Origin of the sequence: Streptomyces sp. So13.3 (assembly GCF_005860785.2) — a bacterium.
In the GTDB taxonomy this organism is placed as follows: Bacteria; Actinomycetota; Actinomycetes; order Streptomycetales; family Streptomycetaceae; genus Actinacidiphila; species Actinacidiphila fildesensis.
Map to the genome: position 1 here is coordinate 3491230 of NZ_CP048835.1, position 17660 is coordinate 3508889.

The window sequence follows — 17660 nt, forward strand, 5'->3', positions numbered from 1 at the left end:
CTCGTGGGCCGGCCGGCCCAAGCAGCAGGACTACTCGTGGTCAGGAGTACTCGTGCTCAGGACTACTCGTGCTCAGGGCTACTCGTGCTTGAGGCCCAGCACTTCCGTGGCCGCGAACGTGTGGTTCGGGTCGCGGTCCGCGTAGTACGGGGTCAGCAGGCCGTCGAGTTCGTCGTGGCTGAAGACGTCCTTGGCGGTGTCGAACTTGGCGGCGACGCGGGGGCGGTCGATGACCGCGACCATGCCGCCGTGCACCACGAAGAGCTGGCCGTTGGCGCGCGCGGCCGCGGGTGAGGCGAGGTAGCCGACGAGCGGTGAGACATGCTCGGGGGCGAGCGGGTCGAGACCCTCCTCCACCTCCAGGAAGCCCGCGAAGACGTCCTCCGTCATCCGGGTGCGGGCCCGCGGGCAGATCGCGTTGGCGGTGACTCCGTACTTGCCGAGCGCGAGCGCCGTGGAGGTGGTGAGCCCGACGATGCCGCCCTTGGCGGCGGCGTAGTTGGGCTGCCCGGCCGAGCCGGCGAGGAACGCCTCGGAGGAGGTGTTGACGACCCGGCCGTAGACCGGGCCGCCCGCCGCCTTGGAGCGTTCCCGCCAGTGGACGGCCGCGAAGTGGGTCGTGTTGAAGTGGCCCTTGAGATGGACGTGGATCACCGCGTCCCACTCCGCCTCCGACATGGAGAAGATCATCCGGTCGCGGAGGATGCCCGCGTTGTTGACCAGGATGTCGAGCTTTCCGTAGGTGTCGACGGCGAGCTGGACCAGCCCGCGGGCCTCCTCGAAGTCGGCCACGTCGCCGTGGTGGGCGACGGCCTGCCCGCCCGCCGCGACGATCTCGGCCGCGACCTCCTCCGCCGGGGTGGCGGACGCCGCGCCGGAGCCGTCCCGGCCCGGCTGCCCGAAGTCGTTGACGACGACACTCGCGCCGAGCCGTCCCAACTCCAGGGCCTCGGCGCGCCCGAGGCCGCGCCCGGCCCCGGTGACGATCGCGGCCAGACCCGACAGTTGCTGCCCGTGCACAGACATCCTGGTCCTCTCAGCTACATCTACAGCGACAGGTGCGGGTTCGGACGGATCAGATGGTGATGCAGGTGCGCAGCGCCTCGCCGGTCCGCATCTGGTCGATCGCGTCGTTGATCTCCTCCAGCCGCACCCGGTGGGTGATCAGGCCCTCCAGGTCGATGCGGCCGGCGCGCCAGAGCTTGATGACGCGCTCGTAGGAGCGCAGCACGTCGCCGCCGCCGTAGAGCGACGGCAGGATGCGCTTCTCGTCGAAGAACAGCTCGAACATGTTGATCTGCAGGTTGTCGTCCATGGCGCCCGCACCGACGATGCACAGGGTGCCGCCGCGGCGGGTGTTCTCGTACGCGGTGCGGGCGGTGGCGGACTTGCCGACGACCTCGAAGACGTAGTCGAAGCCCTCGCCCGCGGTGATGCGGTTCTTGGCGTCGGCGAGCCCGCCGGGGGCGATGCCCTCGGTGGCGCCGAACCGCAGGGCCGCCTCGCGCCGGCTCTCGACCGGGTCGATGGCGACGATCTCGGCGGCGCCGAGCGCCCGCGCGCCCTGGATGACGCTGATGCCGACCCCGCCGCAGCCGATGACGGCGACCGAGGAACCGGCCTCCACCTTGGCGGTGTTGATGGCGGCGCCGATGCCGGTGGTGACGCCGCAGCCGATCAGCGCGGCGATCTCGTACGGCACGTCGTCCGGAATCGGGACGGCGCACAACGCGTCGACGACGACCTCCTCGGCGAAGGTGCCGGTGCCGGCGAAGCCGAAGACATCGCCGCCGGGGCGCTTGTAGTTGGGGGTGCCGGCGTTGAGGAAGCCGGCGATGCACAGCTGGGTCTGGCCGCGCTTGCAGGACGCACAGGCGCCGCAGGCCGGCAGCCAGCAGACCAGCACGCGGTCGCCCGCCTTGACGTTGGTGACGCCTTCGCCGACCTCGATGATCTCGCCGGCGCCTTCGTGGCCGGGCACGAACGGCGCGGGCTGCGGCAGCACGCCGCTCATCGCCGAGAGGTCGGAGTGACACAGTCCGGTCGCCCGGATGCGGATCCGCACCTTGCCGGGTCCGAACCCCACCGCCTCGATGTCGTCGACGACTTCGAGCTTGTCCTGGCCTATCTCCTGCTGGATTGCTGCGCGCACGGGGCGGCTCCCTTCGCGAGGTGCGGAATGGTGCGGGGTCCTGCGGGTGGTGCGGTGGTGCGCCGGCGGAGTTACGCGTGTTCGACGACCGTGTCCGCGAGGACCGGTGCGTCGTCCCGGTCGGCCGAGGTCGCCGACACCTGGATGCGGCCGTCCTCGCGCCACATCCGCACGCGCAGCGTCTCGCCGGGGAAGAAGATCCCGGCGAAGCGGGTGGAGTAGGCGCGGACCCGCGCCACATCGCCGTCGAGCATCGTGTCGACGACGGCCTTGAGGACGATCCCGTACGAGCACAGACCGTGCAGGATCGGCTTGTCGAAGCCGGCGACCTTGGCGAACTCGGGGTCCGCGTGCAGCGGGTTCCAGTCGCCGGAAAGCCGGTAGAGCAGCGCCTGGTCCTCGCGGGTGGTGATCTCGGCGGTGCGGTCCGGCTCCCGGCCGGGCGCCTCGGTCCGGACGGTGGGGCCGCGGTCGCCGCCGAAGCCGCCCTCGCCGCGGACGAAGATCTGGGTGTCGGCCGCCCACAACGGCCCCTCGTCGTCGGCGACTTCGGAGCGCAGCACGATGACGGCCGCCTTGCCCTTGTCGTACACAGCGGCGATCCGGCTGGTCTGCACGGCCTCCCCGGTGACCGGGATCGGGCGGTGCAGTTCGATGCGCTGGCCGCCGTGCAGCACGGCGGCGAGGTTCACGTCGATCCCGGGCGCGCTGAGCCCGCCCGCGGCGGCGAGGCTGCCGCCCGCGACGGTCACGAAGCTGGGCAGGACCTGCAGTCTGCTCTCCAGCGTGTAGCGCAGCTCGTCGGGATCGGTGGCGGGCCGGCCCGCGCCCACGCCCAGGTGGTAGAGCAGGACGTCCTTGTGGTCCCAGGCGAGGTCGGTGGTGCGGGGCTCGGCCGCGGTGGCCTTCGCGACGTCGATGGGCATGGTCCGGCTGGCTCCTTCGCCGTGGGGACAGGGACAGGCGCTGACCGGCGCGGGCGGGCGCCGGATACGGGCCGGCGGGCGCCGACGGCGGTGCCCGCGTGTCTTGGAGGACCCCGGCGCGACTGTCCGCACCGTCGGCCGCGCCGGGGTCGATCACGGACTGCTAGAACGTGTTCTAGCAGTGGCTCATGTATAACGCATCGCCCTGGGCCTGTGAATAGCTGACGCACCATCAGATCACACCACCGGTGACATTAGTCCCGGCCGACCCCGTACATTCCCCTCTGCCGAGGTCAGGGGCGCTCTCCGTACCGTCTACGGCATGACGACAACCATGGCGAGCGAGCCCGCGGTGCGGTTCTCCGGGGCGGTCAAGGCCTTCGGCGGCGTCCGCGCCGTGTACGGGATCGACCTGGATATCCGGCGCGGTGAGGCCGTGGCCCTGCTGGGCCGCAACGGGGCCGGGAAATCCACCGCGATCGGCCTGCTGCTGGGGCTGGACGCGCCGGACGCCGGCGAGGTGCGGCTGTTCGGCGGATACGCGGTCCTCTCTTACCGCCGGGGGGCGCGTACCGCATGATGTGGGCTGATCGACGCGGTGCAGGCGGGACGGGGAGTGGAACGGACATGGTCGACATGTGGGGGCGGCGGGCCTTCGGCGGGCGGGGTGACTGCGGTGGGAACGCGCCCCGGGACTTCGGCGAGGAGATCGACCGGATGAAGGGCCCGGACGGCGGGTCGCTCATCCCCTGGCTGCTGATGGCCAGCGGACCCGCCGTCGACGTGGCCACGGGCCAGGTGGCGTTCCCCTGGCTGGCCGGTCCCGGTCTCGCCGCGTTCTGCGTCCTCTACGTCTGCGCCGTCCGCGCCGGTTTCAGCGACCGCTTCAGGGGCGGCCCGGTACCGGTGCGGCTGCTGATCGCCCAGGCCGCCGGCACCCTCGCCCTCACCCTCGGCTACGGGGGCAACTGGCTGCTGCTCTTCCCGCTGCTGTCGCTGGCGTGCGGGGTCAGCGCCCGCGGCCGCCGGCTCGGCATCGTGCTGATCGGACTCAGCGCCTCGGCCGGGATCATCGCGGGGATGGTGCACCACGAGACCTTCTGGAACACCGCCACCCTCTCCTACGGCACCTTCCTGTCCGGCCTGGTCGTCTCGGTGATCCTCACCCTCTTCGACGCCGTCCGCATGCTCAAGGCCACCCGCCAGGAGCTGGCGCGCAGCGCGGTGGCGGAGGAGCGGATGCGCTTCTCCCGCGATCTGCACGATCTGCTCGGGCACACGCTCTCCGTCATCGTGGTCAAGTCCGAGGCCGCCCGCCGGCTCGCGCCGCGCGACATGGACGCCGCGCTCACCCAGGTCGCCGACATCGAGGCGGTCGGCCGGCAGGCCCTCACCGAGATCCGCGAGGCCGTCACCGGCTACCGCGAGGGCAGCCTGGCCACCGAGCTGGACCGGGCCCGGTCCGCGCTGTCCGCCTCCGACATCGAGGTCGTCGTGCTGGAATCCGGGCCGCCGCTGCCCCCGCAGGCCGAGGCCCTGCTGGGCTGGGTGGTCCGCGAGGGCGTCACCAACGTCGTACGGCACAGCGGCGCTTCCTCGTGCGAGATCGAGCTGCGCTCCGCCGGCGGAAGAGCCCGCCTGACGATCACCGACAACGGCTCCGGCGTAAGCTCGGCGACGGCTGCCACCACCACGGCGCACCGCATCGGCACCGGCCTCAAGGGCCTGTCGGAACGGCTCGCCGCGGCCGGCGGCTCCCTGGACTCGGGCCCGGCGCAGCGCCGCGGCTTCCAGGTGACCGCGGAACTGCCCGTCGAGGAGGAAAACGCCGCATGACCGACCCGATCCGGGTACTGCTCGCCGAGGACCAGGGCATGATGCGGGGCGCGCTGGCGCTCCTCCTGGACCTGGAGGACGACATCGAGGTCGTCGCCCAGGTGGCGGCCGGCGACCTGATCGTCGAGGCGGCGCTCGCCGCCCGGCCGGACATCGCGCTGCTCGACATCGAACTCCCCGGCCGCAGCGGCCTCGACGCCGCCGCCGACCTGCGCAAGCAACTGCCGTCCTGCCAGGTGCTGATACTCACCACCTTCGGCCGTCCGGGATATCTGCGCCGCGCGATGGAGGCGGGCGCCGCCGGCTTCCTGGTCAAGGACGGACCGGTCGAGGACCTCGCGGGCGCCATCCGCCGTGTCCTGGCCGGCGAACGCGTCGTCGACCCGGCCCTCGCGGCAGCCGCCCTGAGCGCCGGCCCGAGCCCGCTCACGGCCCGGGAGCAGGATGTGCTCAACGCGGCCGCCGACGGAGCGACCGTCTCCGACATCGCGGGCAAACTCCACCTCTCGGAGTCCACCGTCCGCAACTACCTCTCCTCGGCCATCGGCAAGACCGGCACCCGCAACCGCATGGAGGCCGTCCGCTCGGCCCGCCAGAACGGCTGGCTGTAGCCCCCTCGGTCGTTGTCAGCCGGCGCGGCGGGCACCGGCCGGCAGCAGGACGATCATGAGGGTGCCGACCAGCACCACCCCCGAGGCGACCAGGAACGCCGAGCTGTAACCCGAGGCGAGGGCCTGTTCCGCGGAGTCGCCTGCGGCGGTGCGGGAGCCGGTGTGCGACGCGGCGACGGTCGCGAGGACGGTCAGGCCGAGCGCCCCGCCGAGGGTGCGGGAGGTGTTGAGCAGACCGGAGACCAGGCCCTGGTCGGAGGGGTCGGCGCCGGTGGTGGCCGCGGTCGCGACGGGGGTCAGCAGCAGTCCGCCGCCGAGCGCCATCATGATGCCGGGCGCCAGGATCGTTCCGGCGAACGTGCCGTCGGGCGTCAGCCGGGACTGCCACACCATGCCGCCCGCCATGAGAACGCCGCCCAGCGCGCCGACCGTTCTGACACCCCACCGGCCCATCAGCCGGGGGGCGAGCTTCGAGCCGAGGATGATCGACAGGGTGTGCGGCAGAAAGCACAGCCCGGCGCGCAACGGGCTGTAGTGCAGCACGTTCTGCATGGAGAGGGTCAGGAAGTACCACATCGCGAACGATCCGGCGCTGGTCACCAGCAGCACGGAGTTGGCGGACGAGACCGAGCGGATCCGGAACAGCCCGAGCGGCATCAGCGGTTCCCGGGTCCGCGCCTGCACCGCGAGGAATCCGGCCAGCACCGCCAGTCCGCCGAGCAGCGGTACGAGCGAGTCAGGAGTGGTCCAGCCGTGCGATTCGGTCTGCGCGATGCCGTACGCGAGGGTGGCCATGCCCGCCGTCACGAGCACCGCGCCGGGCACGTCGAGCCGGCGGACGGTGCCGCCGCGGCTCTCCGGCAGCCACAGCACCGCGGCGATCAGCACGAGGACGCCGATCGGCACGTTCACCAGCAACACCCAGCGCCAGGACAGGTAGTTGGTGAGCAGCCCCCCGATCAGCCCGCCCGAGGCGCCGCCGGCCGCGCCGACCGCGCTCCAGGTGCCGATGGCGCGGGTCCTGGCCGGACCGGGTGGGAAGGCGGCGGTGAGAATCGTGAGGGTGGTCGGTGACAGCAGGGCCGCCCCGACGCCCTGCACCGCGCGGGCCGCGATCAGCAGCCACGGTGCGGTGGCGATCCCGCCCGCCAGGCTCGCCACCGCGAACAGCAGCAGCCCGGCGAGGAAGACCCGCTTTCTGCCGAAGAGATCGGCGGCCCGGCCGCCGAGCAGCAGGAATCCCGCGAACGTCAGCGCGTAGGCGTTGATCACCCATTGCAGACCGGCCTCGTGGAGTCCGAGGCCGGTCCGTATGGACGGCAGCGCGACATTCACCACCGAGACGTCCAGCACGACGAGGAACTGCCCGGCGCAGACGGCCGCGAGCACCGCCCAGGCGGGCGCGGCGGCCCGCTGTCGGCGGCTCGACTGCCATTTCCGTTCAGCCAGTTCACTCATGTCGGCCATGGTCCCCTCCCGGCCGCCGTTCGCGCACCGGGTTTGCGCGGCTCAGGCCCGGGGCGGCTGCCGGTCAGCCGGTCAGCTGGCCCGGGAGAGCCACGCGGTGGCGTTCAGGGCCAGGGCCGCGTTGGTGGCGGTGGAGTCGTTCCAGCCGTCGTAGAGGGTGTTGCCGGACTGGCCGGTGCCGTCGTCGATCGGGGAGCTGTCGCCCCAGACCGCGACCCGGCCGCTGCCGAAGGTACTGGTGGCGAAGAAGGCTCCGGTGGTGCCGGTGGGGCTGTAACCGGTGCGCCAGAGCAGGCCCTTGACGGCGGGGTTGTCGGACGGCTTGAGCGTGAAGGTGGTGCCGCTGGCGATCAGGCTCTTGGTCACCTTGCCGAAGGTTCCGTTGAGCACCGGGTTGGCGCTGTCGTTGATCGCCGCCGGGTGGTCGGAGCTGATGCTGAGCTTGTCGACGGAGAAGCCGAACGGGTCGGTGCTGTCGACGGTGTTGTTGGACATCAGATCGTTGATGATCTTGGGCGAGTCGGCACCGTCGTTGTTGCGGTCGGAACCGTTGTGGTCCGAGATCAGGAAGAGCCCGCCACCGTTCTTCACGAAGGTCATCACCGCGGTCTTCTCCGCCGCGGTGAGCAGGATGTTGGGCTCCGGCAGCACGAAGGTGTCGAAGTTCGCCAGGTCCGTCGCGGCGGACGTCCCGTAGGTGATCCTCCCGCCCGACGGCAGCGTCTTGAGGGAGTAGCCACCGGTCTTCTGGAGCGCCACGCCCCAGGACGAGAGGGCGCCGGTCCAGTCCTTGTCGGTCTTGGGCGCGGAGTTCTGGCCCAGCGGGTCGGGCTGGCTGGTGCCGATGATCCAGTCGGCGTTGCCGGCCGTCTCGGCGTGGGCGTTGTCGAACAGGACGCGGTGGGGGGTGGCCGCGTGGGCGCCGTGCGCGGTCGCCGTCTGGACGGCGGTGCCCGCGACGAGGGCGCCGAGAACGGCGAGAGCGCTGGTGATGCGGCGTCGGGAACTGCTGCGTACAAGCATCCGGCGTACCTCCGTGGGGGGTGGGAGAGGTCGTGCGGTCGCCAAGTCTGCGCGCGTAGAACGTCGTGTGGGGAACGACCGGGCAACGCACCATTGAACGGTACATGCCACGATCGCCCCCAACAACGGCCCCACGCGCCCCATCCGCGCATCCGACCGCACCCGCCGACCGCACCCGCGACGGCACCCGGAACGGTCAGCCGGCGGGCCGCCGCAGCAGGGTGACGACCGCGGCGCCGCCCAGCCCGATGTTGTGCGCGAGGCCGGCCCGGGCCCCTTCGACCTGCCGCGGTCCCGCCTCGCCCCGCAGCTGCCAGACCAGTTCGGCGGCCTGGGCCAGCCCGGTGGCGCCGAGCGGATGGCCCTTCGAGATCAGACCGCCGGACGGATTGACGACCCAGCGCCCGCCGTACGTGGTGGCCCCGTCGCCGATGAGCTTGCCGGACTCCCCCTCGCCGCACATGCCGAGCGCCTCGTACGTCAGCAACTCGTTGATGGAGAAGCAGTCATGGAGCTCGATGACGTCGACATCCTCGATCCCCAGCCCGGACTCCTCGTAGACCGCGTGCGCCGCCGCCCGCGACATCGGCTTGCCCACCACATCGATGCACGAGCCCGACGAGAAGCTCTCGCCGGTGTCCGTGGTCATCGCCTGGCCGGCGATCTCCACGGCCCGGTCCTCCAGCCCGTGCTCGCGCACGAAGCGCTCCGAGACCACCACCGCGGCGGCCGCGCCGTCCGAGGTCGGCGAGCACTGCAGCTTGGTCAGCGGGGAGTGGATGGTCCTGGCGGCCAGGATCTCCTCGACGGTGTACACGTCCTGGAACTGGGCGTTGGGGTTGTTCGCCGAGTGCCCGTGGTTCTTCGCGCCGACCCCCGCCAGTTGCTCCGCCGTCGTGCCGTAGCGCTCCATGTGCTCCCGCGCGGCGTTGCCGAAGATCTGGGCGGTCGGCGGGGTCATCTCGAAGCCGTGCTTCGCCGCCATCACCCCGTAGTGCCGGGCGACCGGCGAGGTCGCGAAGTCACCGCCGCTGGAACCGGCACCCAGCGCGCCCTTGGTCATCTTCTCGAAGCCGAGCGCCAGCACGCAGTCGTTGAGACCGCCCGCCACGAACTGCCGGGCCATCATCAGCGCGGTGGAACCCGTGGCGCAGTTGTTGTTGACGTTGTAGACCGGCACCCCGCTGAGCCCCAGCTCGTACACCGCCCGCTGGCCCGCCGTGGACGCCTGGTAGCAGTACCCGACCGGCACCTGTTCCACGAGGTCGTACGGAATCCCGGCGTCGGCAAGGGCCGCGGTCCCCGCCTCCTTCGCCATGTCCCAGTACTGCCAGTCACGGGTCTCGGGCTTCTCGAACTTCGTCATGCCGACGCCGACGACGAAGACCTTGCTGGTCATGCGTTCTCCTTCAGTCACGGGTTCAGTCACGGGTTCAGTCACGGGGGAGGCCGAGGATCCGCTCGGCGACGACATTGAGCTGCACCTGCGTGGTACCGCCCGCGATGGTCAGGCAGCGCGCCATCAGGAATCCGTGCAGGGCGCGTTCGTCCGTGACGCCCTCCGGGCCGAGCAGTTCCAGCGCCAGCTCGGCGATGCGCTGCTGGTGCGGGGTCTGGACGAGCTTGCGCACCGAGGCACCGGCGCCCGGCTCCAGGCCCGAGACCTGCTGCAACGTGGTCCGCAGGCCGATGCAGGCCAGCGCGTGCGCCTCGACGAGCAGCCCGCCGAGCCGGTCGCGCACCACCTCGCCCGCCCCGCCGGCCCGCCCGATCAGCGCCTCGAGACCGGTGTCGAAGGCCACCTGGTCCGCCATGTGCACCCGCTCGTTGCCGAGCGTGTTGCGGGCCACCCGCCAGCCGCCGTCCACCTCCCCGACGACCGCGTCGCCGGGCAGCACGACATCGTCGAAGTACACCTCGTTGAACAACGAGTCGCCGGTGATCTCCTTCAGCGGCCGGATGTCGATACCGGGCGTGTTCTTCATGTCCACCACGAAGTACGTCAGGCCCTTGTGCTTGGGCGCCGCCGGATCCGTCCTGGCCAGCAGGATCCCGAAGTCCGACCACTGGGCGGCCGACGTCCACACCTTCTGCCCGTTGACCTTCCACCGGCCGTCCGGCAGCCGCTCCGCCCGGGTCCGCAGCGACGCCAGGTCGGACCCCGCGCCCGGCTCCGAGAACAGCTGGCACCACAGCGCCTCGCCGCGCAGCGTGCGCGGCACATAGCGGTCCCGCTGCTCCTGGCTGCCGTGCGCGATCAGGGACGGCACCACCCAGGTGGCGATCCCCAGATCGCTCACCTTCACCCCGGCCGCCCGCAGCTCCAGCTGCACCGCCAACTGCTGCACGGGCCCGGCGCCCAGCCCGTACGGCGCCGGCAGATACGGCGCCGCGTACCCGGTGGGAGCCAGCGCCTCGCGCGCCGCGGCCGGATCGAGCCCCGCGGCTGCCGCCACCACCGCCCGCGCCCGCTCCCGGTAGGTCTCCGCCTCCTCGGGCAGATCGAGCCGCAGCTCCCGCCGGACCCCCTCCTCCGCCAGCTCCGCCACCCGCAGCCGGTAGGTGTGCCCCGCCCCGAGCAACTGCCGCACGGCGGTGGCCCGCCGCAGATACAGATGCGCGTCGTGCTCCCAGGTGAAGCCGATGCCGCCCAGGATCTGGATGCAGTCCTTGGCGCAGCCGAAGGCCGCCTCGACCGCGGCGGCCGCCGCCATCGCGGCCGTCAGCGGCAGTACGTCACGCGCCGCGTCCCAGGTCAGCGCCCGCGCCTGCTCGACCCGTACGAGCATCTCCGCACACGCGTGCTTCACCGCCTGGAACTGCCCGATGGGCCGCCCGAACTGCTCACGCACCTTCGCGTACTCGGTGGCCGTACGCAGCGCCCAGCCCGCGATCCCGCACGCCTCGGCGGCGAACAGCACCCGGGCGAGATCCTCCACCGACCCGGGCTCGATCCCCAGCACCCGCTCGGGCGGCACCACCACCCGCCGCGCGACCACCTCGGCGGTGCGCCGCGTCGGATCGGCACCGGGTTTCTCCCGCACGTCCAGCGCCGCGGCGTCCACCGCCATCCACACCGCACCGGCCCGCAGCAGGATCAGCCCGGCCTCCGCCCCGCCGAGCACCGGCGGAGCGGTGCCGTCCAGTACGTACCCGCCGCCCTCCGACGGCTCGGCCGTCATCGACCCCGCGCCCAGCGCGACCGCCGCGATCCTGCTGCCGTCCGCCAGCCCGGGCAGCAGCGCCTTGCCCTCCGCGGCCCGCGCCAGTACGGCTGCCGCCAGCACGGTGGGCAGGAACGGCCCCGGCAGACAGACCGCCCCGAGCTCCTCCAGCACGACCGCCAGATCCAGCAGCCCGCCGCCGCCCCCGCCGAACTCCTCCGGCAGATGCACCCCCGACAACCCCTGCGCGGCCACCTCCCCCCACCACACGGGCGCCCCCGCGCCCGGGCCCACCTCCAGCGCTGCGCGCACGGCTTCGGGGGGAACAGCACGCCCCGCCCACCCGCGGGTGGCTGCCGCCAACTCGTGGTGCTCTTCGGTGATTCCGATGCCCATGCGGACGGATACTAGAACGTGTTCCATTCTGACGGAAGGTCAGAAACGGCTTCGCCTCCGGCGAGGTTCAGCCGGAAGCCCACCCGCGGCACCGTTGCGCCTGCGGCGGGCTTTCGCCCACCCACCCGCCCTCTTGCCTACCGGCAGGGTTGGCACCCCGCGACACCGCTGCGCCTGCGGCGGCCGCGCCGCCTCCGGCGGGGGGGCCGGTACGTCAGCGCCCGCGGCTTTCGCCTGCGCCTGCGGCGGGCTTTCCCCCACCCGCCCGCCCCTTCCGCCTGACCGGCGGGGGGCGCCAGGCGTCGGCAACGAGCAGGCCCTGCGCCTGCGCGCGTTCGCCCCCCCCCCGTCCCCCGCCGGGGGTTCGCGGCCCGCCGATGGGAAGGCAGGGGCAGCCACCCCCGCCGCCTGGACGGGAGGGGGACGGGGCCGCAGGGGAGGGGTTCGAAATGCTGCCGAGCTATTTGTGAGCCGCTGGGGCACCCCCGGCCGAAGGTTGGGGGACCGTAAATATACGATTCCGGACCCCTCCCCCGGAGGACCCGGCCCCCGCACCCCCCAACCCACCTGGCAGGATGCCCGGACGCGACCGAACACCTACCCGAAGGCGGCAGCTCATGGCCCACCCCGACCCCCGCGTCCAAGCCGCCTTCGAGGCCGCCAAGGGGTTCATGCCGCTCGACGAAGGGCTCGCGCTCCACGACGCCGCCACCGACGCCGCCGCGCGCCTCCCCGGGCTGCCCCTCCTCGAAGTGGGGACGTACTGCGGTCGCTCCACCATCCTGCTCGCCGACGCGGCCCGAGCGGCCCGCACCGTGGCCGTCACCGTCGACCACCACCGCGGCAGCGAAGAGCAGCAGCCCGGCTGGGAGTACCACGACAAGGACCTCGTCGACCCCGAGGTCGGCCTGATGGACACCCTGCCGACCTTCCGAAGGACCCTGCACGCGGCCGGCTTCGAGGACGACGTCATCGCCATCGCCGGCCGCTCCCCCCGGGTCGCCGCGACCTGGGGCAAGCCCCTCGCCCTGGTCTTCATCGACGGCGGTCACACCGACGAGCACGCCACCGCGGACTACGAGGGCTGGGCCCCGCACGTGGCGCCGGACGGCGTGCTCGTCGTGCACGACGTGTTCCCGGACCCGGCGGACGGCGGCCAGGCGCCGTACCGGGTGTACCGGCGGGCGCTGGACTCCGGAGCATTCACGGAGGTGTCCGTGACGCGTTCGCTGCGCGTCCTGCGGCGCACCGGCACCGGGATCTGAGACGGAGACGGGGACCCGAAACGGGGATCCGGGACGGCCGCCGCCGGCGGCCGATAGCATCGGAAGCGTGTTCAGCGACGAGTCGAGGATGAGCGGCAGGACCGGCGCCGTGGTCATTTCCGTGGCCGCGTTGGTGCCCACCTGCTTCGCGGGCTGGCTCGTGTACCAGTCGATGCACGGGCCGGGCGGCGACGACGGGGCCCAGCGGGTGCTGCCCCTGCCGTCGACGTCGGCCCTGGCGGACCCGAGCGAGCAGACGGACGGCAAGGCCGGGTCCCCGACGTCGCGGACGTCAGGGACGTCGGGGCAACCGTCGTCGACGGATCCGCAGCGGAAGGCGTTCGGTACGTCCCCCACGAAGGGGACGCCCGCCGCCCCGGCCGCCGCACTCCCGCTCAGCGGGAAGACCGTCGTCATCGACCCGGGGCACAACACGAACAACGTCAACCACACCGCGGACATCAACCGGCTCGTCGATATCGGGACGACTCGCAAGGAATGCGACACGACCGGCACGTCCACCAACAGTGGATACGCCGAAGCATCGTTCAGCCTCGATGTCTCCCGGCGGGTCCGCACCCTGCTCGCCGAGCGCGGGGCGAAGGTGCGGCTGACGCAGGACGGCGACCGGTCGTTCGGACCGTGCATCGACGAGCGGGCGCGGATCGGCAACGAGGCGCACGCGGATGCGGCCGTCTCCGTTCACGGGGACGGCTCGGCGGCGGGGAATCGCGGATTCCATGTGATCACCCCGGCGTCCCTGCACGCGGGGGCCGCCGACACCCGGCCCATCGTGGCGCCGTCCGGTCTGCTCGGTGCGGCACTGAAGTCGCACTTCGCGACCGACACGGGCTCGGCACCCGCGAACTATCTGGCGGACGGCACGGGGCTGATGGCCCGCAGCGATCTGGGCGGGCTCAATCTCTCGACCGTCCCCAAAGTGCTCATCGAGTGCGGCAACATGCGGGACGCGCAGGACGCGGCGAAGTTCACCGATCCGAAGTGGCGGCAGCGTGCGGCGGAGGGCATCGCTGACGGTATTACGGCATTCCTCCAAGGGAAGAGGTGACCAACCGGTAGCCATTCGGCGCCGATTGCGCACCAGTTGCCGCACCCGGCTCACCGCTTGCGGACCACACCCTTACGATAGGGGGCCACTCCCCGCGCCTCGCCCCTGAACTGGCAGAGAGCGCTGCGCGTACCGGCGACAGCGACGAAGACACCGAGACCGACAAAGGACCTTACGTGAACATCCGCTCCCTGTCCCGAGGAGACGGCGCGGTGATCGGAGCAGCGGCGCTGCTGCTGATCGCTTCGTTCCTGCCGTTCTTCTCCTTCGATAGCGCAGGCTCCGACAAGACGGTCAGCACATGGAGCGCGGCACTGTTCCCGCTGCTGCCGACCGTGACCCTCGCCGCGCTGGCGGCCGCGGGCCTGATCGTCGCCGGCCGGGCGATGGTGCCCGCGGGCCGTCAGGTGGTTGGGCTGACCCTGGAGCAGTGGGGCACCGCGCTGGCGGTCTTCGTCGGCTGGTCGGCGCTGTGGTCGGCGTTCTCCACCGTCATCCCGGACCTCGGTGGCGGCGCCAACAACGACGGCGTCAGCAAGGGCGTCGGCGCTTGGCTGACGCTCGTCTTCGGCATCGCGCTCGCGGTCGTCGCCGTGCTGTCGTCCCGCATTCCGGCGCTGCAGGCCCCGCTCATGGGCGCCCCGAAGCAGCCGCAGCCGTACGGTGGCGCGCCCTACGGTGCGCCGCAGCCGGGTCTTGGCCAGCCGGGCATGCCGCAGCCGGGTATGCCGCAGCCGGGTGGCTACGGCTACCCCGGTGCTCCGGCGCCCGACCCGTCGTTCGGCGGACAGCCGCAGCCCCAGCCGCACGCCTTCGGCGGCCAGGCCCCGGCTCCCGCCCCGGCTCCGCAGTCCCAGCAGCCGGCGCAGGGCCAGCCGCCGCAGTCCGGTTCCTCGGACTTCACGGCGTTCTGGTTCGCGGTGCCGGTGCCGCGTCCGCTGTTCGCGGAGGACGGTTCGCCGACGCCGATCGCCGAGCTGGCGCCGGGTACGTGGTACCTGGCGGTGGAGCAGCGGGGTGCGGCGCTGATCGCGCAGACCCAGGACGGCCGGCGTGGCGTGCTGCAGGACACGAGCGGTATTCAGCGCGGCTGACGTTCACGGCTGACGGCAGCATCTGCGGATGCGAGGTGGCCGTCCCTCGTCGTGCTTTGTGAGCCCCCGCCCGGATTCCGGGTGGGGGCTCACGCGTCTTTCGCCGTCCCTGTCCGTGCCGTACAGTCCTGATCTGACGCATCGTCAGATGGGGTGAAGGGGCGGCGCCATGAGGCTCGGGCTGGCACTCGGCTATTGGGGGCGTGGGCCCCGTGCGCGTGATGTGGAACTCGCGCAGGAGGCCGAGCGCCTCGGGTACGACTCCGTGTGGACCGCCGAGGCGTGGGGGTCGGACGCTTTCACTCCGCTGACCTGGATCGCGGCGCACACGTCGCGGATCAAGCTGGGGACGGGCATCGCGCAGATGGCTGCCCGCTCCCCCACCGCCACCGCGATGCACGCGCTCACCCTGGACCATCTCTCCGGTGGCCGGATGATGCTGGGGCTCGGGCTGTCCGGGCCGCAGGTGGTCGAGGGGTGGTACGGGCGGCCGTTCCCGAAGAGCCCGTTGACCGCGACCCGCGAGTACGTGGACGTTCTGCGGCAGGTCTTCCGGCGGGAGGGGCCGGTCGAGCTCGCAGGGCGGTTCCACAGTCATCCGTACTCCGGCGAGGACGGTACGGGGCTCGGCAAGGCGCTCAAGCCGATCACCCATCCGCTCCGGGCCGATCTGCCGATCCTGCTCGGCGCCGAGGGTCCGAAGAACATCGCCCAGACGACCCGCATCGCGGACGGCTGGATGCCGCTGTACTGGTCGCCGATGCGTACCGATGTCTATGAGCTGTCGCTGGCCGAGGCTCCCAAGGACTTCATGGTCGCGCCCCTGGTACGGGCCCAGGTGTGCGACGACGTGGCCGAGGGGCTGCTGCCGGTCAAGGCGATGCTCGGCTTCTACATCGGCGGGATGGGCGCCCAGGCGAAGAACTTCCATGCCGACCTGATGGCCCGGATGGGGTACGAGGAGGAGGCGCGGCACATCCAGCGGCTCTTCCTGGACGGGCGCCGGGAGGAGGCGGTGCTGGCCGTCCCGGATGCCTTCGCCGACGAGATCTCGCTGGTCGGGCCGCGGGAGCGGATCGCGGAGCGGCTGGAGCTGTGGCGGTCGGGGCCGGTCACCGACCTGCTGGTGACCGCGCCCGATCCGGACACGCTGCGTGTGCTCGCCGAGTTGAACAGCTAGCGGAACCTAGCCCCCTAGCTGACCTGCCGACGGGATCTGGTCCTTGACCTCGGCGCCCGCCTGCTTGCCCGCCTCCTTCACCCCGTCGATCGTCTTCTGGAACGTGCTGACCACGTCGTCCGTCGAATCGCCCTTGCGCAGCTTGCTGGGCAGGTCCTTGAGGGCGTCGATGCCGGCGGTCAGCGGGGCCACCAGCTTGGAGAGCGTGGGGTCGCCCTTGGCGTTGTCCGCCGCGGCCTTGAGCCGGTTGTAGGCGAACGCCCCGGCCAGACCCGCCTTGACCAGCGCGAACGTCCGGCCGTCCGCGCCCTTCTTGAACGTCCCGGCGCGGTACGGCTTGATGATCCACTGATAGGTGGCGCCCGCCGCGAGCCCGGCGTTCGCGACGAAGCGGGTCTTGGCGAGCTTCTGCTTCTCGGCCGTGGTCGAGGCCGTCGGGCTGCCGGACACCTCGGTCTTCGCCTTGTCGTTGCACGCGGTCGTCGCGGTGAGGAGCGCGCCGCAGAGCAGCAGCGCGGTCAGCAGGCGGCGCAAGGGGATGCCGTTCGGCACGGTCGACCTCCGAGGACGTACGGGGCACACGTCCTCGCAGGATCACCCGGCCGGCACACCCCCGCCACTCGGGCCGCCGGAACCGCCGCACGGATCATCGGCGGCCGTCCGGGCCGTTCAGAACGCCGTACGGGCCAGCCAGTGGTCCAGCAGCTCGCGGTCGCCGAGCACCTGCACGCGGTCGCTGTCCAGCGGCAGCCGCCGGTAGAAGGCGAGCAGCAGGTCGGTGAGGGGAGCGCGCAGCGCCACGTCGCCCTTGGCGTGCTCGCGCCGCCAGGTGACGGATTCCGGGCCGCGTTCGATCACCCATTCGGCGACCAGTCCGGCCGGGCTGTCGGTGGCGTGCAGGTGCAGGGTCTGTCCGTGGCCGCGCAGTTCCGCGAGCTCCGGGGTCTGCTCGACGGCGAACGGATCGGTGATGATCTCCAGCCACTCGTCGATCGCGTCGGCGGCCAGCTCGGCCGGCGCGTGGTACTCGCTCCAGGTGGCCAGCGCGGCGTCCGCCCGGTGCACCAGGGTCTCCAGGACCATCCGGCGGGCCCAGAAGCCGGCTTGCTGCGGCCGCGCCCAGGTCCAGACCGGCAGTTCGGGGCCGGACTCGCGCAGCGTGGCGGCGAACCGCTCGGCGCCCTCGGCCAGCCAGCTGTCGAGCTTCTCGCCGGCGGGTGCCTCGTAGTCCGGCACCTGGTTCTCGGGGAGGTACTTCTCGGCCCTGGTGCCGACGATCGTCTCCGCCCAGCGGTGCGCCTGGCCGACGTGGGCCGCCAGTTCGTGCAGGGTCCAGCCCGGGCAGGTCGGCACCTTGGCGCCGGGGTCGGAACCGCGGAGTGTGTCACGCAGCCGGGCGGTCTCCTCGACGATCGCCGTGCAGTACGCCTCGTGCTCCAGCCAGGCCATGCGCCGCCATCCCTCGTCTACTTCATAT

General features: G+C 72.1%; 15 protein-coding genes and 1 pseudogene. 7 read left to right on the plus strand and 9 right to left on the minus strand.

What is annotated here, in order from left to right:
* Positions 1–78: 78 nt before the first annotated feature.
* The 3 genes from C8250_RS15795 to C8250_RS15805 form a co-directional block, all read right to left on the minus strand.
* Positions 79–1026 carry a 3-oxoacyl-ACP reductase gene (locus tag C8250_RS15795; protein WP_138357848.1) on the minus strand — a complete coding sequence of 316 codons (948 nt, stop codon included), beginning with the start codon at positions 1024–1026 and terminating at the stop codon, positions 79–81.
* Positions 1027–1075: 49 nt separating this feature from the next.
* A complete protein-coding gene (locus tag C8250_RS15800; protein ID WP_138357849.1) occupies positions 1076–2152 on the minus strand; it encodes a Zn-dependent alcohol dehydrogenase in 1077 nt (358 codons plus the stop codon).
* A 71-nt stretch (positions 2153–2223) separates the two neighbouring features.
* Positions 2224–3078, minus strand: a complete 855-nt coding sequence (locus tag C8250_RS15805; protein ID WP_138357850.1) for a MaoC/PaaZ C-terminal domain-containing protein — start codon at positions 3076–3078, stop codon at positions 2224–2226.
* Between the two features lie 334 nt (positions 3079–3412).
* Here C8250_RS15805 and C8250_RS15810 point away from each other — a divergent pair.
* The 3 genes and pseudogenes from C8250_RS15810 to C8250_RS15820 form a co-directional block, all read left to right on the plus strand.
* A pseudogene (locus C8250_RS15810) lies at positions 3413–3616 on the plus strand (ATP-binding cassette domain-containing protein); the annotation flags it as partial.
* Between the two features lie 179 nt (positions 3617–3795).
* On the plus strand, positions 3796–4914 hold the full coding sequence (locus tag C8250_RS15815) for a sensor histidine kinase (RefSeq protein WP_232485472.1): 1119 nt from the start codon (positions 3796–3798) through the stop codon (positions 4912–4914).
* Positions 4911–5525 carry a response regulator transcription factor gene (locus C8250_RS15820; protein WP_138357852.1) on the plus strand — a complete coding sequence of 205 codons (615 nt, stop codon included), beginning with the start codon at positions 4911–4913 and terminating at the stop codon, positions 5523–5525. The genes C8250_RS15815 and C8250_RS15820 overlap by 4 nt, the downstream gene beginning before the upstream one ends.
* Positions 5526–5540: 15 nt before the next feature.
* On the opposite strand, the gene C8250_RS15825 is transcribed toward C8250_RS15820, so the two are convergent.
* From C8250_RS15825 to C8250_RS15840, 4 genes are all read right to left on the minus strand, one after another.
* Positions 5541–6983, minus strand: coding sequence for an MFS transporter (locus C8250_RS15825; protein ID WP_138357853.1), 1443 nt, complete (start codon positions 6981–6983; stop codon positions 5541–5543).
* Between the two features lie 81 nt (positions 6984–7064).
* A complete protein-coding gene (locus tag C8250_RS15830) occupies positions 7065–8015 on the minus strand; it encodes a hydrolase (protein WP_138357854.1) in 951 nt (316 codons plus the stop codon).
* Between the two features lie 196 nt (positions 8016–8211).
* A complete protein-coding gene (locus C8250_RS15835) occupies positions 8212–9414 on the minus strand; it encodes a lipid-transfer protein (RefSeq protein ID WP_138357855.1) in 1203 nt (400 codons plus the stop codon).
* A 34-nt stretch (positions 9415–9448) separates the two neighbouring features.
* Complete coding sequence (locus C8250_RS15840) at positions 9449–11575, minus strand: acyl-CoA dehydrogenase (protein ID WP_138357856.1); 2127 nt, start codon at positions 11573–11575, stop codon at positions 9449–9451.
* A gap of 617 nt (positions 11576–12192) precedes the next feature.
* On the opposite strand from C8250_RS15840, the gene C8250_RS15845 reads away from it, so the two are divergent.
* From C8250_RS15845 to C8250_RS15860, 4 genes are all read left to right on the plus strand, one after another.
* Entirely contained in the window at positions 12193–12840 is a 648-nt protein-coding gene (locus C8250_RS15845) for a class I SAM-dependent methyltransferase (protein ID WP_187144860.1), read from the plus strand.
* 67 nt (positions 12841–12907) lie between these two features.
* A complete protein-coding gene (locus tag C8250_RS15850; RefSeq protein WP_307811509.1) occupies positions 12908–13909 on the plus strand; it encodes an N-acetylmuramoyl-L-alanine amidase in 1002 nt (333 codons plus the stop codon).
* A 176-nt stretch (positions 13910–14085) separates the two neighbouring features.
* A complete protein-coding gene (locus C8250_RS15855; protein WP_138357674.1) occupies positions 14086–15003 on the plus strand; it encodes a DUF5336 domain-containing protein in 918 nt (305 codons plus the stop codon).
* Between the two features lie 169 nt (positions 15004–15172).
* The gene (locus C8250_RS15860) at positions 15173–16183 is read left to right on the plus strand and encodes an LLM class F420-dependent oxidoreductase (protein ID WP_138357675.1); all 1011 of its coding nucleotides are present in this window, start codon (positions 15173–15175) and stop codon (positions 16181–16183) included.
* A 6-nt stretch (positions 16184–16189) separates the two neighbouring features.
* On the opposite strand, the gene C8250_RS15865 is transcribed toward C8250_RS15860, so the two are convergent.
* Both C8250_RS15865 and C8250_RS15870 read right to left on the minus strand, forming a co-directional pair.
* Positions 16190–16735 carry a hypothetical protein gene (locus C8250_RS15865; RefSeq protein WP_138357676.1) on the minus strand — a complete coding sequence of 182 codons (546 nt, stop codon included), beginning with the start codon at positions 16733–16735 and terminating at the stop codon, positions 16190–16192.
* A gap of 117 nt (positions 16736–16852) precedes the next feature.
* Positions 16853–17632 (minus strand): maleylpyruvate isomerase family mycothiol-dependent enzyme, encoded by a 780-nt coding sequence (locus C8250_RS15870; RefSeq protein ID WP_138357677.1) that lies wholly within the window; start codon positions 17630–17632, stop codon positions 16853–16855.
* Positions 17633–17660 lie beyond the last annotated feature (28 nt).

Bases quoted from the DNA above. Each gene is read 5' to 3' on its own strand.
- C8250_RS15815 (WP_232485472.1), top strand. From the start codon at position 3,796: ATGAAGGGCCCGGACGGCGGGTCGCTCATCCCCTGGCTGCTGATGGCC.
- C8250_RS15825 (WP_138357853.1), bottom strand. From the start codon at position 6,983: ATGAGTGAACTGGCTGAACGGAAATGGCAGTCGAGCCGCCGACAGCGG.
- C8250_RS15835 (WP_138357855.1), bottom strand. From the start codon at position 9,414: ATGACCAGCAAGGTCTTCGTCGTCGGCGTCGGCATGACGAAGTTCGAG.
- C8250_RS15845 (WP_187144860.1), top strand. From the start codon at position 12,193: ATGGCCCACCCCGACCCCCGCGTCCAAGCCGCCTTCGAGGCCGCCAAG.
- C8250_RS15795 (WP_138357848.1), bottom strand. From the start codon at position 1,026: ATGTCTGTGCACGGGCAGCAACTGTCGGGTCTGGCCGCGATCGTCACC.
- C8250_RS15820 (WP_138357852.1), top strand. From the start codon at position 4,911: ATGACCGACCCGATCCGGGTACTGCTCGCCGAGGACCAGGGCATGATG.
- C8250_RS15870 (WP_138357677.1), bottom strand. From the start codon at position 17,632: ATGGCCTGGCTGGAGCACGAGGCGTACTGCACGGCGATCGTCGAGGAG.
- C8250_RS15840 (WP_138357856.1), bottom strand. From the start codon at position 11,575: ATGGGCATCGGAATCACCGAAGAGCACCACGAGTTGGCGGCAGCCACC.
- C8250_RS15805 (WP_138357850.1), bottom strand. From the start codon at position 3,078: ATGCCCATCGACGTCGCGAAGGCCACCGCGGCCGAGCCCCGCACCACC.
- C8250_RS15830 (WP_138357854.1), bottom strand. From the start codon at position 8,015: ATGCTTGTACGCAGCAGTTCCCGACGCCGCATCACCAGCGCTCTCGCC.
- C8250_RS15860 (WP_138357675.1), top strand. From the start codon at position 15,173: ATGAGGCTCGGGCTGGCACTCGGCTATTGGGGGCGTGGGCCCCGTGCG.